General features: G+C 61.9%; 14 protein-coding genes. 9 read left to right on the top strand and 5 right to left on the bottom strand.

The window, feature by feature from the left end:
* Window positions 1–15: 15 nt before the first annotated feature.
* The 6 genes from dibA to BLU46_RS15075 all read left to right on the top strand — a co-directional run bounded on the left by dibA (window position 16) and on the right by BLU46_RS15075 (window position 6370).
* The gene (dibA, locus tag BLU46_RS15100; protein ID WP_093203028.1) at window positions 16–1926 is read left to right on the top strand and encodes a phosphodiesterase DibA; all 1911 of its coding nucleotides are present in this window, start codon (window positions 16–18) and stop codon (window positions 1924–1926) included.
* A 322-nt stretch (window positions 1927–2248) separates the two neighbouring features.
* Window positions 2249–2431 (top strand): sulfur starvation response protein OscA, encoded by a 183-nt coding sequence (gene oscA / locus BLU46_RS15095; RefSeq protein WP_003170956.1) that lies wholly within the window; start codon window positions 2249–2251, stop codon window positions 2429–2431.
* A gap of 76 nt (window positions 2432–2507) precedes the next feature.
* Window positions 2508–3518 carry a sulfate ABC transporter substrate-binding protein gene (locus tag BLU46_RS15090; RefSeq protein ID WP_003218143.1) on the top strand — a complete coding sequence of 337 codons (1011 nt, stop codon included), beginning with the start codon at window positions 2508–2510 and terminating at the stop codon, window positions 3516–3518.
* 163 nt (window positions 3519–3681) lie between these two features.
* A complete protein-coding gene (gene cysT, locus BLU46_RS15085; RefSeq protein ID WP_003218141.1) occupies window positions 3682–4500 on the top strand; it encodes a sulfate ABC transporter permease subunit CysT in 819 nt (272 codons plus the stop codon).
* A 13-nt stretch (window positions 4501–4513) separates the two neighbouring features.
* Window positions 4514–5386 (top strand): sulfate ABC transporter permease subunit CysW, encoded by an 873-nt coding sequence (gene cysW, locus BLU46_RS15080; protein WP_017478064.1) that lies wholly within the window; start codon window positions 4514–4516, stop codon window positions 5384–5386.
* A gap of 3 nt (window positions 5387–5389) precedes the next feature.
* The gene (locus tag BLU46_RS15075; protein WP_063033633.1) at window positions 5390–6370 is read left to right on the top strand and encodes a sulfate/molybdate ABC transporter ATP-binding protein; all 981 of its coding nucleotides are present in this window, start codon (window positions 5390–5392) and stop codon (window positions 6368–6370) included.
* A gap of 122 nt (window positions 6371–6492) precedes the next feature.
* On the opposite strand, the gene BLU46_RS15070 is transcribed toward BLU46_RS15075, so the two are convergent.
* Window positions 6493–7017: an Mpo1 family 2-hydroxy fatty acid dioxygenase gene (locus BLU46_RS15070; protein ID WP_093203024.1), complete on the bottom strand. Its 525-nt coding sequence runs from the start codon at window positions 7015–7017 to the stop codon at window positions 6493–6495.
* Window positions 7018–7100: 83 nt separating this feature from the next.
* On the opposite strand from BLU46_RS15070, the gene BLU46_RS15065 reads away from it, so the two are divergent.
* Window positions 7101–7787 (top strand): Crp/Fnr family transcriptional regulator, encoded by a 687-nt coding sequence (locus tag BLU46_RS15065; RefSeq protein WP_093203019.1) that lies wholly within the window; start codon window positions 7101–7103, stop codon window positions 7785–7787.
* Between the two features lie 38 nt (window positions 7788–7825).
* Window positions 7826–8191, top strand: a complete 366-nt coding sequence (locus BLU46_RS15060; RefSeq protein ID WP_003218132.1) for a response regulator — start codon at window positions 7826–7828, stop codon at window positions 8189–8191.
* Between the two features lie 145 nt (window positions 8192–8336).
* Here the strand turns inward: BLU46_RS15060 and BLU46_RS15055 are convergent, their stop codons facing one another.
* Entirely contained in the window at window positions 8337–9341 is a 1005-nt protein-coding gene (locus BLU46_RS15055) for an AraC family transcriptional regulator (RefSeq protein ID WP_093203014.1), read from the bottom strand.
* Between the two features lie 101 nt (window positions 9342–9442).
* Between BLU46_RS15055 and BLU46_RS15050 the strand changes: the two genes are divergently transcribed.
* A complete protein-coding gene (locus tag BLU46_RS15050) occupies window positions 9443–10522 on the top strand; it encodes a fatty acid desaturase (RefSeq protein ID WP_093203009.1) in 1080 nt (359 codons plus the stop codon).
* Here BLU46_RS15050 and BLU46_RS15045 read toward each other — a convergent pair.
* Genes BLU46_RS15045 through BLU46_RS15035 form a run of 3 tightly spaced genes read right to left on the bottom strand, consistent with a single transcriptional unit; the run spans window position 10494 to window position 14529 of the window.
* A complete protein-coding gene (locus BLU46_RS15045; protein ID WP_093203004.1) occupies window positions 10494–12104 on the bottom strand; it encodes an arylsulfatase in 1611 nt (536 codons plus the stop codon). The two genes, BLU46_RS15050 and BLU46_RS15045, sit on opposite strands and share 29 nt — an antisense overlap.
* Window positions 12105–12118: 14 nt before the next feature.
* Window positions 12119–12934, bottom strand: a complete 816-nt coding sequence (locus BLU46_RS15040; RefSeq protein WP_093202999.1) for an ABC transporter ATP-binding protein — start codon at window positions 12932–12934, stop codon at window positions 12119–12121.
* Window positions 12931–14529, bottom strand: a complete 1599-nt coding sequence (locus BLU46_RS15035; RefSeq protein WP_093202994.1) for an ABC transporter permease — start codon at window positions 14527–14529, stop codon at window positions 12931–12933. Before BLU46_RS15035 ends, BLU46_RS15040 begins: the two co-directional genes overlap by 4 nt.
* Window positions 14530–14670 lie beyond the last annotated feature (141 nt).

Genomic DNA, 14670 nt, shown 5'->3' with positions numbered 1-14670 from the left:
AGGATCACTAAACATATGCTGTTTTCATACCGAGGTGCCCTGCGTGCAGGGCTGGTGTACCTGCTGGTTTCGATTGTGTGGATTCAGCTCAGCCATCAGGTATTGATCAACTTTATCGATGAACCCGTGGAACTGGGCCGCTGGCTTCAGATGCGCGGTTACGTGTGGGTCAGCCTCAGTGCCCTGGTGATCTACCTTCTCTGCGCCCGTTTTGCCCGGGCGAACCTGGTCCAGCAGCCACTGCGGGAAAACCGTGAGCGCCTGCGCCAGGCCGCTGCCGTATTCGATTGCACCCGTGAAGGTGTGCTGGTCACTGACGCCCAGGGGCTGATTGTTCACGTAAACCGGGCCTTTATCGAAATCACCGGCTACCAGTGCGAAGACGTATTGGGCCACCGGCCGAGCCTGTTCAAGTCCGGACGTCACTCGGCCAGTTTCTACCAAGCCATGTTCCAGACCCTGGAGCGCGACGGTGAGTGGAGCGGCGAAATCTGGAACCGCCGAAAAAGCGGCGAAATCTACCCCCAGTGGCAGACCATCCGGGTGATCCGCGATGATCAGGGCCAGATCAGCCACTACGTCGCGGTGTTCTCCGACATCAGCGCCATCAAGCACTCCGAGCACGAGTTGGCGCACCTGGCCCACCACGATCCGCTGACCGACCTGCCTAACCGCCTGCTGTTCACCGACCGCGCCGAACAGGCCCTGGCGTCGGCGCAGGCCCATAAACGCGGCTGCGCCTTGCTGCTGCTGGACCTCGACCACTTCAAGATCATCAACGACAGCCTCGGCCATAACGTCGGCGACCAGTTGCTCAAGACGGTCGGCGAGCGCCTGCAAGGCCTGTTCGGCCCCGGCGTGACCCTGGCACGATTGGGCGGCGACGAATTCGCGGTGCTGGCGGAAAGTTGTCCACAGCTGGTCCAGGCTGCCGCGCTGGCACAACGTATTCTCGACGCGATGAAAGAGCCGTTCATCTTCGACGGTCATCAACTGTTTATCAGCGCCAGCATCGGCATCAGCCTGTTCCCCAGCGATGCCCTGAGCGCGGAGCAATTGCTGCGCAACGCCGACTCCGCGTTGTTCAAGGCCAAAAGCGCTGGCCGCGAAGGCTACGCCTTGTACACCGAAGAACTCACGGCCCACGCCCAGCACCGGGTGGAAATGGCCGGCGAACTGCGCCGCGCCCTGGAGCAGCAAGAACTGCGGGTCTATTACCAGCCAGTGCACGAACTGCAGAACAGCCGCCTGATCGGCGTCGAAGCCCTGGTGCGCTGGCAGCACCCGGGGCGCGGTTTGGTGCCGCCGGGAGACTTCATCCCGATTGCCGAGCGTACCGGGCTGATTGCCGATATCGACGCCTGGGTCATGGACCAGGCTTGCCGCCAGATGTGCCAGTGGCTGGCCGACGGCGCGCCGCTCACGTTTCTCGCGGTGAATGTGTCCAGTCGCCTGTTTGCCCGGCGCGAGCTGTACGACCAAGTGGCCAAGGTATTGCACGACACCGGGCTGGATCCGGCATTTCTGGAGTTGGAAGTGACCGAAAGCGCGGTCATGGAAGATCCGGAAGTCGCCCTTGAGCAAATGCACCGCCTGCGGGAGCTGGGCTTGCGCCTGGCGATTGACGACTTTGGCACCGGTTATTCATCGCTGCTGCGGCTCAAGCGGCTGCCGGTGCAGAAGCTCAAGATCGATCAGGGCTTTGTCGCCGGGTTGCCGTGGGATGAGGACGATGCGGCGATTGTGCGAGTGGTCATTGCGTTGGCGCAGAGCATGGGCATGCAGGTGCATGCCGAGGGCATCGAGCAGGTCGATCAGGCGCGGTTTCTGTTGGACCAACAGTGCGACCTGGGCCAAGGGTACTGGTTTGGTCGGCCGATGCCGGCCAGTGAGCTGGATTGGAATAGAGCGCCGACAATTTTCTAAACACCGCCTGGCTTGATTTGAAACAGGATCAAGTGTGGGAGCGGGCTTGCTCGCGAATGCGGTGGATCAGCCAACCTATGTATCGACTGACGCGCCGCCTTCGCGAGCAAGCCCGCTCCCACATTTGGATCTCCACACGGCTTTATTTCACGGGTCGGCCCGCAAAACCTCTCGCAACCCCACGTCCCACCAGAAAATTCTTTCTGGTTATATAAACATTCTTAAATAGTATTTTTAAGAATATCCGCGCTTATCTACTATCGCCCTCACGCCGCAAGCAGTGCCGCCACTGCGAGGCACTTCTCATTTCAGGAGCACGACCATGAGCGCATCTCTACGTAGCGTTGACGGCCAGGACGAAGCAGCCATTTTGCGCGAGATCCAGAGCGCCCTGCGCGATCTGCGGTTTGGTGCGGTGGAAATCACTGTGCACAACGCCCAGGTAGTACAGATCGAACGCAAAGAAAAATTCCGTTTGCAGAACCCGGGCAATAAACCGAGCTGAGCAAGATCGGCGATTCGATTGCAAGACCCGCAACTATAAGAAAAAAGCCAACACCCCAGAATTTCAGGAGCCTTCTATGTCGTCGATTCGCCGTTATGCCCTGGCAGCACTGGCCAGTGCCGTGTTTGCCGGTTCCGCTGTTGCCAAGGATTACGAACTGCTTAACGTGTCTTACGACCCGACCCGCGAGCTTTACCAGGACTACAACGCTGAATTCACCAGCTTCTGGAAGCAGTCACACCCGGGTGACAACGTCAAGATCCAGCAATCCCACGGTGGTTCGGGCAAGCAAGGCCGCGCGGTGATCGACGGCCTGCGTGCCGACGTCGTGACCCTGGCCCTGGCCGGCGACATCGACGAAATCGCAAAACTGGGCAAGACCCTGCCGGAAAACTGGCAAACCCGCCTGCCGGACGCCAGCACTCCGTACACCTCGACCATCGTGTTCCTGGTGCGCAAGGGCAATCCTAAAGGCATCAAGGATTGGGGCGACCTGATCAAGAAAGACGTGTCCGTGATCACCCCGAATCCGAAAACCTCCGGCGGCGCCCGCTGGAACTTCCTCGCCGCCTGGGCCTACGGCCTGAAAGCCGGTGGCAGCGAAGCCAAGGCCCAGGAATACGTGAAAGAGCTGTTCAAGCACGTGCCGATCCTCGACACCGGCGCGCGCGGTTCGACCATCACCTTCGTCAACAACGGTCAGGGTGACGTGTTGCTGGCCTGGGAAAACGAAGCCTTCCTGGCCCTGAAGGAAGACGGCGGCGCCGACAAGTTCGACATCGTTGTACCTTCGCTGTCGATCCTCGCCGAGCCGCCAGTGGCCGTGGTCGACAAGAACGCCGAGAAAAAGGGCAATACCGAGATCGCCACCGAGTACCTCAAGCACCTGTACAGCCCGGCTGGCCAGGAGATTGCGGCGAAGAACTTCTACCGCCCACGCGATGAGAAAGTCGCCGCCAAATACGCCCAGCAGTTCCCGAAACTGGACCTGGTGACTATCGACAAAGACTTCGGCGGCTGGAAAACTGCCCAACCGAAATTCTTCAATGACGGTGGCGTGTTCGACCAGATTTACTCGGCGCAGTAAGCAAAATCAAACTGTAGGAGCCAGCTTTCTGTGGGAGCCGGGCTTGCCCGCGATAGCATCACCTCGGTGTAACTGATACACCGGGGTGCCGGCATCGCAGGCAAGCCAGCTCCCACAGAAGCTCGCTCCTACAGTGGTATCTACCCGCTAACCAAGGACTCTTATGTCGCGTCGTATCTCCCCCGTCATACCCGGCTTCGGGCTGACGCTGGGCTACACCGTGGTGTACCTCAGCCTGATCGTACTCATCCCCCTGGCGGCGATGTTTGTACACGCCGCTCAACTCACTTGGGATCAGTTCTGGAACATCATCTCCGCACCCCGTGTGCTGGCGGCGTTGAAACTGAGCTTCGGCACTGCGTTGTATGCCGCGATCATCAACGGCGTGATCGGTACCCTGCTGGCGTGGGTACTGGTGCGCTACACCTTCCCCGGGCGCAAGATCATCGATGCGATGATCGACTTGCCGTTCGCCCTGCCCACCGCCGTCGCCGGTATCGCGCTCACCGCGCTGTACACGCCCACCGGCCTGGTAGGCCAGTTCGCCGCCGACCTGGGCTTCAAGATCGCCTACACCCCCTTGGGTATTACCCTGGCGTTGACCTTTGTCACTCTGCCATTCGTGGTGCGTACCGTGCAGCCGGTGTTGGCCGATATCCCCAGGGAAATCGAAGAAGCGGCCGCCTGCCTTGGCGCCAAGCCCTTGCAAGTGTTCCGCTACATCCTGGTACCGGCGCTGCTGCCTGCCTGGTTGACCGGCTTCGCCTTGGCGTTTGCACGAGGTGTCGGTGAGTACGGTTCGGTGATCTTCATCGCCGGCAACATGCCGATGAAAACCGAGATCCTGCCGCTGCTGATCATGGTCAAGCTCGACCAATACGACTACCACGGCGCCACCTCCATCGGTGTGCTGATGCTGGTGGTTTCCTTTGTCCTGCTGCTGCTGATCAACTTGCTGCAGCGGCGTATCGAACACCCATAAGGAGGCGCGGAACATGTCCCAATCGTCTATTTCCGCCGCGTCCTCGGCCAACGCTGCCCGTCGTGGCAGCGCGGTGTCCCGACGCATCCTGATCAGCCTTGGCTGGCTGGTGTTCTTCCTGTTTTTGCTGCTACCGCTGTTTATCGTGGTGTCCCAGGGCCTGAAGAATGGCCTGGGTGCGTTCTTCACCGCGATCCTTGAACCGGACGCGCTGTCGGCGTTGAAACTCACGGTGATCGCCGTGGTGATTTCGGTACCGCTCAACGTGGTGTTCGGCGTCAGCGCCGCCTGGTGCGTGAGCAAGTACTCGTTCCGTGGCAAAAGTATCCTGGTGACCCTGATCGACCTGCCGTTCTCGGTCTCGCCGGTGATCGCCGGTTTGGTCTACGTGTTGATGTTCGGCGCCCAGGGCTTCTTTGGCCCGTGGCTGCAGGACCATGACATCCAGATCGTGTTCGCCTTGCCGGGCATCGTGCTGGCGACGATCTTCGTCACCGTGCCATTCGTGGCCCGTGAGTTGATCCCGCTGATGCAGGAACAAGGTACCCAGGAAGAAGAGGCCGCGCGCCTGCTGGGCGCCAACGGCTGGCAGATGTTCTGGCATGTCACCGTGCCGAACATCAAGTGGGGCCTGATCTACGGCGTGGTGCTGTGTACCGCGCGGGCCATGGGTGAGTTCGGTGCGGTGTCGGTGGTGTCCGGCCACATTCGCGGCGTGACCAACACCTTGCCGCTGCACGTCGAGATCCTCTACAACGAATACAACCACGTCGCCGCGTTTGCCGTCGCGAGCCTGTTGCTGATCCTGGCGCTCTTCATCCTGCTGCTCAAGCAGTGGAGCGAGAACCGTATTAACCGCCTGCGCGCCGGTGCGGCTGAGGAATAAGTCATGTCGATCGAAGTCCGTAATGTCAGCAAGAATTTCAACGCCTTCAAGGCTCTGAACAGCATCAACCTGGACATCCAGAGTGGCGAGCTGGTGGCGTTGCTGGGCCCGTCCGGCTGCGGCAAGACCACCTTGCTGCGGATCATCGCCGGGCTCGAAACCCCGGATGCCGGCAGCATCGTGTTCCACGGTGAAGACGTCTCCGGCCATGACGTGCGTGATCGCAACGTCGGCTTTGTGTTCCAGCACTACGCCCTGTTCCGCCACATGACCGTGTTCGACAACGTCGCGTTCGGCCTGCGCATGAAACCGAAAAACCAGCGCCCGACCGAAAGCCAGATCGCGGTAAAAGTCCACGAGTTGCTGAACATGGTGCAGCTCGATTGGCTGTCGGATCGCTACCCGGAACAACTCTCCGGTGGCCAGCGCCAGCGTATCGCCCTGGCCCGCGCCCTGGCGGTAGAGCCTAAAGTGCTGCTGCTGGATGAACCGTTCGGCGCCCTGGATGCCAAGGTTCGTAAAGAACTGCGCCGCTGGCTGGCGCGCCTGCACGAAGACATCAACCTGACCTCGGTGTTCGTGACCCACGACCAGGAAGAAGCCATGGAAGTGGCGGACCGCATCGTGGTGATGAACAAGGGCGTGATCGAGCAGATCGGCTCACCGGGCGAAGTCTACGAAAACCCGGCCAGCGATTTCGTTTATCACTTCCTTGGGGATTCGAATCGTCTGCACTTGGGTGAAGACAAGCACGTGCTGTTCCGCCCGCATGAAGTGTCGCTGTCGCGCCATGAGCTGGAGGACCACCACGCGGCTGAAGTGCGTGATATTCGCCCGCTTGGCGCGACCACCCGGGTGACCCTGAAGGTCGAAGGCCAGAGCGAGTTGATCGAGGCAGAAGTGGTGAAAGACCACGACAGTCTGACCGGCCTGGCGCGGGGCGAGACGTTGTTCTTCAAGCCCAAGGTCTGGCAAAAAGCTTAAGAACACTGCAAAACCCCTGTGGGAGCTGGCTTGCCTGCGATAGCATCACCTCGGTATGCCTGAGACACCGAGGTGCCAGCATCGCAGGCAAGCCAGCTCCCACATTTAGCTTGTGTTGCTTGTCAGGCCGTGGCGTTCTTGTGCCGCACGGCCACCGGCCCCGAACGCTCTTCAATCTGCCGCTTCAGGTCATGCCGCAGCCCCACCAGAAACGCCAACTCCGCCACCACAAACAACGGCCCCACGATCAGCCCGGACACGTCATCGACAAACGCCGGCTTGCGCCCCTCGTAGTAATGCCCCACAAACTGGATCACCCAGCCCACCACGAACATGCCGATGCCGCTGCTCAGCCACACCAGCGTGCTTTGCGCCGCCAGCACATGCCCGGCCCACACCGACAGGCCCATCAGCACCGTCATCAGCACACCAAGTGCCAGCTCCAGACGCAAATAGAACCACGCCGAGAACAGTGCCAGCAGCACCGCAGGCGACAGCCAGAGCCCGGCCACCGTCCATTCGGGGCGCGACAGCAGCACGGCCACCGCCACCACAATCAGCGGGATGCCGATAAAGTGGCTTGCGATGTTGCGCGAGTCGCGGTGGTAGGCGGCGTATTGACTGAGATGGTCGACGAGGCTTTTCATTGTTGTTCCTCCTGTAGGATGTTTGATCATGCCCTGTAGGCCCGCGACACACTGTCAACTGGCCGACAATCTTCGGAGTTCGCATGGATGTAGAGAAATGGCACCCACGGTTGGCCACCGGTCACTGGTACAGCCATCTGCCTGATGATCTACAGAATAGCTTGCTGACCAGCGCCCGGTTGCGGCAGCTGACGGCGGGGCAATACCTGTTCAAGCGCGGCGACCCGCCGTGTGGGTTGTACGCGGTGCTGGAAGGCTCCTTGCGCATCAGCGCGGTGAACGAGCAGGGCAAGGAAGCGGTGTTGAGCCTGGCGGAGTTGCCGTACTGGTTCGGCGAGATCTCCCTGTTCGACGGGTTGCCCCGCACCCACGACGCCTGCGCGGTCGGGCCTTGTACGTTGTTGCAGGTGCCGCAACCGGCGTTGCTGCAGATCCTCGAAGAGACTCCGCGTTACTGGCGCGACATGGCCCTGTTGATGAGCCAGAAGCTGCGCCTGACCTTTATCAATATCGAGCAATTGAGCCTGATGCCGGCGTCGGTGCGGGTGGCGCACCGCTTGTTGATGATCGCCGAAGGCTACGGCGACATCGAGCAGGCCCGACACGTACTGCAACTGCCCCAGGAAGACCTGGCCGCGATGTTGAGCCTGTCGCGCCAGACCACCAATGCGTTGCTCAAGGACCTGCAAGGCCAGGGCATCGTGCGCCTGGGCTATGGCGAGATCGAAATCCTCGACCCGCAACGTTTGCGCGAGGCGGCGCACGCCTGAGGGTGGTAGCCTGCGTTCACGATTATTCGAGGTGTGTTATGCGCGTCCTGCTAGTGGAACACGAGTCAGAGGCGGCCGAGGCGATGGGCCGCAGTCTTGAAGAGGCCAGTTACACGGTGGAGGTGGCGGCCAACGGCATGGCGGCCCTGCGCTTTGTGGAAAGCACCGAATACGACCTGGTGATCCTGGATGTGATGCTGCCGGGGCTGAATGCCTGGAAGCTGCAGCAGGCGATTCGGTTGAAGGGTGAGACGCCGATGCTGTTCTTGACCACTCCCGACGGGATTGAAGACCGGCTGCGTGGGTTGGAATTGCATGAGGACGACTATTTGCTCAAGCCCTTTGAGGCCCGGGCCTTGGTGGCGCGGGTGAAGAAGGTGTTGAGGCGGGATCGGGGGCGCTGACTGATTCTGGCTTTTGTGGTGTTTGATCGACCGCTTTCGCGAGCAAGCCCGCTCCCACATTTGACCACATTCCAAAGGATGTACTCGGTCAAATGTGGGAGCGGGCTTGCTCGCGAAGAGGCCCTTACAGCCACCGCAACTCCAGCTACCTCAACCCATCCCGAAACTGCCCCGGCGTCATCCCCGTCCAGCGCTTGAACGCCCGGTTGAAGCTGCTGGTATCGGCAAACCCCAGCAAATGACTGATCTCCGCCAGCGAACACTCGGGGTCCCGCAGGTGCAGCAGCGCGAGGTTCTCCCGGCACTCATTGAGCAGCGCATCAAACCGGCAGCCCTCGTCCGCCAGGTGCCGCTGCAAGCTGCGCAAACTCAAATGCAACGCCTGGGCGATACGCTCGGCGCTCGGTTCACCGTCAGGTAACTGCGCTTCAATGGCCGAACGCACTTTGCGCTCCCAGGTCAGCGGCCGCAGTTGTGCCAAGGTGCGCTTGAGCACGGTTTCATTATGTTCGGCCAACTCCGGGTTGGCGTCGTCCAGGTGACTGTCAAAGTCCTGGGCGGCGAATTCCAGACGGTCTTCCTCGGCGGCGAAAAACACGGGTGCACGAAACACCGTGTGCCACGGCTTGGGATCGGCCGGCTCGGGCCGCCGCAGGTACACCGCCAGCGGCGCATATTCGCGCCCCAGTCGATTGCGGCAAGTGCGCACATAAATCGCGGCGAACGCATCAATCGCTTCAAACGCCGGCGCGGGTGTGCCGGCAGGCAGTTGCAGGCGAAAGCGGTAACGTTCGCCCTCCCGGCTAAGCTCCAGGCTCAGGGCATCGCTGACCACCTGGTGATAGCGCACGATCCGCTCGAACACTTCCCGCAGGCTGCCGCTGGCCACCAGCGCGTAACCCAGCGCATGAAAGGTGGTGGGGCTGACAAACCGCGACACCCGCAAACCAATCGCCGGGTCGCCACTGGCCTGCACCGCCAGTTCCCACAGGCGCGTGGTGGCCGACAACGGATAACGTGCGTTGGGATCGTCCATCAACTGTGGGTCAAGCCCGGCCTGGGCGCACAACGCGGCGCTGTCGAGGCCCAGGGCGTCGAGCTGCTTGCGCAGGGCGCGGGTCCAGCTGGCGAGGGAGGTCGGTTCGGTCATGTTGATTGGCGCTTGCGGTCAACAGGTTGGCGTGTGGGGCTAGCGTCCCGCCAGATCGCATAGGGCAGGATGTACGCATCAATAAGACAGAGGATGGAAGCATGGACGGTACTTCTGCAAGCCCCCGGCAGATGAACGCACAACAGCGTTCAGCGCATATTCGTGAAGTGGTGCTGGCCGAGGGTCAGTTATTGCGTCAGCGCCACCCCTGGCTGCTGCATCAGGACGCGTTGGGCGCGGGCATCCTGACCTTTGCCCTGATGGGGATGCTGGGTTCGGCGGCGCTGTATATCACCGGGCACATGGCGTGGTGGGTGTGCCTGCTGCTGAACGCGTTCCTGGCGTCGCTGACCCACGAGCTGGAACACGACCTGATCCACAGCATGTACTTTCGCAAGCAGCGCCTGCCCCACAACCTGATGATGGGCCTGGTGTGGCTGGCGCGGCCCAGCACCATCAACCCCTGGGTACGGCGCCATATCCACCTCAATCATCACAAGGTTTCCGGCAGCGAAACCGACATCGAAGAGCGCGCAATCACCAACGGTGAACCGTGGGGCCTGGCACGCTTGCTGATGGTCGGCGACAACATCATGTCGGCGCTGATCCGGGTGCTGCGGGCACCGACCTGGAAGCACAAGCTGGGCATTCTCAAGCGCACGGCGCTGGTCTATGCGCCGTTGGCACTGCTGCATTGGGGCGCGTGGTATGTGTTCCTGGGCTTTCATGCCGCCAATGGCATCGCCAGCCTGCTGGGCGCGCCAATCGACTGGTCAGCCAACACCCTGGCAGTGATGCACATCGTCGACATCGCCGCCGTGGTGATCATCGGGCCCAACGTGCTGCGCACCTTCTGCCTGCACTTTGTCAGTTCCAACATGCACTACTACGGTGACATCGAGCCGGGCAATGTGATCCAGCAAACCCAGGTGCTCAACCCGTGGTGGCTGTGGCCGTTGCAGGCGTTCTGCTTCAACTTCGGCAGCACCCACGGGATTCATCATTTCGTGGTCAAGGAGCCGTTCTACATCCGTCAGATGACGGTGAAAACGGCGCACAAGGTGATGGCTGAGATGGGCGTGCGCTTCAACGATTTCGGCACGTTTGCCCGGGCCAATCGGTTTGAGCGCGCGGCCCATTCATCGGTGGCGATCAATCCGGCTGAAACGGCGACGCGCTGAGGATCACCCCGGTCTCTTCGACGTACTGCTGCCAGTGGCCGATCAGGGTCGCCAGCTTTTGCGGGTGGCTTTGGGCAAGGTCATGGATTTCGCCGGGGTCCTGGCCCAGGTCGTACAGTTGCCAGGTGGCAGGCCCCACGGGGCCCGGGATGTACACGGCTTTCCATTGGCCCTGGCGAATCGCCCGGCGGCCAAACAGCTCCCAGCCGGTGACGGTGTGTTCGTCATGCACCTGTTCGGTCTCGCCGGACAGGAACCCCAGCCACGACTTGCCACGCAACGGCGCAACCGGTTTACCGCGCCACTGTTTGCCTGGATGGCGCACGCCGGCGAGGTCGAGGATGGTCGGCGTGATGTCCATCACCGTGCCGAAGCCATGGCTGATCCGGCCCTTGAGGGACAACTGCGGGTAATGCACCAGCGCCGGCACGCGGATCCCGCCTTCGGTGGTAAACGCCTTGAACAGCCGTGACGGCGCGGTCGCGACTTGAGCCCAGGCCGGGCCGTACCACACGTAGGAATTGGCGCGGCCGATGTTCTCCAGGCGGTTGTCGTAATGCTGGTTGAGGTAGGTCAGCAGCTCCGGGCCGAATTTGGGGAAGGCTTCCAGCAGGGCACCTTCGGCACCGTTATCCGACATGAACAGGATAAAGGTGTTGTCCAGTTGCCCTTGTTTGCGCAGGTACTCGACCACCCGGCCGATGTTCCAGTCCATGCGCTCGACCATCGCTGCATACACTTCCATCGCCCGCGCCGACACCTGGCGTTGCTCGTCGCTCAGGGCCGCCCACTGGGTGTTCAATTCGATCAACGGATGGGGTTCCACATCCGCATCGATCAGCCCCAGCGCCTTGAGTTTTTCCAGGCGTTCCAGGCGCAACACTTCGGGGCCGGCATCGTAGCGGCCACGGTATTTGTCGACGATCTCTGCGGGGGCCTGCAACGGCCAGTGCGGGGCAGAAAACGGCAGGTAAGCGAAGAACGGCCGGGTCTGGTCCCGTTCCTTGAGGTACTGCAGCAGCTTGTCGCCAAAGGCGTCGGAGGAATAGAAATCCTTGGGCAACTGTTCGACTAAGGTGTCGTCCTCGATGTACAGCGCCGGGGTGGATTTGAGCAGCCCTGGCGTGGTGTCGTCGTAGGTCGGTTCGAACCCATAGTGGTTGGCCGCCCCCGGCAACAGCGAGAACGAACGCTCGAAACCCCGGGCATGGGGCGCCAGCTCGGCGGTCAGGCCCAGGTGCCATTTGCCGCTCATCAGGGTCTGGTAACCGGCGTCGCGCAGCAGCTCCGGCAGGGCGACCACTTTGTCGTTGAGGTAGCCCTCGTAGCCCGGTTTGCCGATCAGCTCCGGGGTGAGCGCCTCGGCCATGGTGCCGATCCCGGCGATATGGTGGTCGGTGCCGGTGAGCAGCATCGAGCGGGTCGGCGAGCAGGTGGGCGCGGTGTGGAAGTCGGTCAGGCGCAGGCCGTTGAGTGCCAGGGCATCGAGGTGCGGCGTGGCGATTTCGCCGCCGAAGGCTCCGAGGTCGGAGAAGCCCATGTCATCGGCCAGGATCACTAAAAAGTTGGGACGTTGCGGCATCAATACGCTCCTCGTTAGCAGGCAATAAAGGCCAGGGGCAGGTTGCGGATCTGCTCGCGCACCGGTGGCTGGTAGTGGTCGTCGCTGATCAGTTCGTGCAGCAGTTCTTCACGCAACTGGTGGAAGTCGAAGCTGCTGCGCTGGCGCGGATGGGGCAGGGCGATGTCCACTACCTGCTTGATCCGCCCTGGACGGGGTTCCATCACAACGACGCGGTCGGCGAGAAAAATCGCTTCTTCCACATCGTGGGTCACCAGGATTGTGGTGATTTTCGCCCGTGCGCGGATGGCCAGCAGCTCGTCCTGCATCTGCTGGCGGGTCAGGGCGTCGAGGGCGCCGAAGGGTTCGTCCAGCAGCAGGATGCGCGGGCTGGCCACCAGGCCGCGGGCAATCGCCACCCGTTGCGCCATGCCGCCGGACAGCTGGTGCGGGTAGGCGCGGGTGAAGTCGGTGAGGCCCACCAGCTCGATAAAATCGCCGATGCGCTGCTGCTTTTCGGCAACGCTCAGGGGCTCGTTGACCAGGCCCAGGCCGATGTTTTCTTCCACCGTCAGCCAAGGGAACAGACGGTGTTCCTGGAACACGATGCCGCGCTCGCCACCGATGCCGCTGACGGCCTTGCCATCGACGCTGATCTGTCCTCGAAACTGCGTGTCGAGGCCCACCAGCAAGCGCAGCAGGGTGGATTTTCCACAGCCGCTGGAGCCGACGATGGCGACGAATTCACCTTCGGCAATATCCAGGTTGAATTCGCGGATGGCCTCCAGTTCGAAGCCGTCGACATCAAAGGATTTGCCCACATGGGCGAAGCTGACGATAGGTGCGTTCATGCGTGTCTCCAGCGCGTGGCGCGGGTTTCGATGCGTTGGCCGATAAGATTGAGAGCGGCGCCGGTGAGGCCAACCAGGAGCATGCCGCTCATGATCAGGTCCATGCGCAGCAGTTGCTGGGCACCGATCATCAGGCTGCCGATGCCGCCGTTGGACGGCATGAAATATTCAGCGCCGATGGTGCCCAGCCAGGCGTAGATCAGGCTCAGGCGCAGGCCGGCAAAAATCCCCGCAGCCGCACCCGGCAGCACCAGCCGACGCAGGCGCTGGCCGAGGCTCAAGCGCAAGACCTGGGCGGCTTCATTCAGTTGCGGCGACAGATTGAGCACGCTGCGTTGGGTGGCGATAAACAGTGGAAAGAACGCGGCCAGGGCGATGAACACCCACTTGGCCAATTCGCCGAGGCCGAACCAGGCGGTGAGCAGCGGTACCCAGGCGAAAATCGCAATCTGGCGCAGGGCGGCGAGGGTTGGGCCGAGCAGCCGTTCACTGGTGCGCGACAGCCCCAGCAGCAAGCCCACGAGGAAGCCCAGGCCGCCGCCTAGCACCAAGCCGCCCAAGGTGCGCCCGAGGCTCAGGGCCAGGGCGCTGACCAGGCTCATGTCCAGCACTCCGGCCACGGTGGTTTGCAGGACTGCCCATGGGCTGACCAGGATGTTCGGATCCACCCAGGCCTGCTGTGTTGCCAGTTGCCACAGCGCTACTAAACCCAGCGGCAGCAGCCAGGGTTGCAGGCGTTGCCAGCCTTGGTAGCGCGGGCCACGGCGAATCTGTGCGGTGGCCGGATGCGGCCAGTGCACCCACTTGCGGTCCAGCCAGCCGACGCCGCGGTCCATGACCACGCCCAGCACGCCGATCACCACGATGCACACGAAGACGATATCCAGCATGAACAGTTGCCGCGCCCAGACCATCAGGTAGCCGATGCCCTCACTGGAGGCCAACAGTTCCACGGCCAGCAACGAGGTCCAGCCGGCGGCCAGGGCCAGGCGCACTCCGGCCATGAACGCCGGCAGTGCGGCCGGCAAAATCAGGCGGCGGATCAACAGGTGAGAAGGCAGGCGCAGCACCCGTGCGGCTTCACGCAGGCCGGGCTGGGCATCGCGCACCCCCACCAGCGTATGCAGGGTGACCGGCACCACAATCGCCTTGACCAGCACCACCAGCTTGAGGGTTTCGCCTATCCCGAAAAACACCATGAACAGCGGGATCCAGGCCAGGGTCGGGACTTGCGACAAAGCGCTGAACGTCGGGAACACCAGGCGCTCGGCTCGGGGACTGAAACCCAGCAGCGCCCCCAGCAATGCACCGGCACTCACCCCCGCCAGCAAGCCCCAGAACAGCCGTTGCAGGCTGATCGCCAAGTGGCTCCATAATTCACCGCCGGCCAACTCCACCGCGCTGCTCCAGACCAGCGACGGGGCGGGCAGAATCTGCTCGCTCATCCAATGATTGCGGCTGGCCAACCACCACAGCGCGAACAACACCAGCGGCAGCAGCCAGGGCAACAGGCGGTCGCCTAAGTGCGGCCAACGTGGCTGCCGCCCTTGGGCAGGGGCCGCCAGTGGTAGGCTCAACAGCGAGATTCGGGCCATGGATGACCTCCGTTGTCCGGTGGGCTTTATGTTTTTTTGATCTTATAAACAAACAATCAAGACGATTGAGGGATAAGAAAAACCATTTAAAGCCGCTACCCGATACGCATCCAATGCATTTGGAGAATATTTTCCATGCTG

The sequence above is a fragment of the Pseudomonas yamanorum genome, from assembly GCF_900105735.1.
Lineage (GTDB): Bacteria > Pseudomonadota > Gammaproteobacteria > Pseudomonadales > Pseudomonadaceae > Aquipseudomonas > Aquipseudomonas yamanorum.
This window is presented reverse-complemented; position numbering and strand designations above follow the sequence as displayed.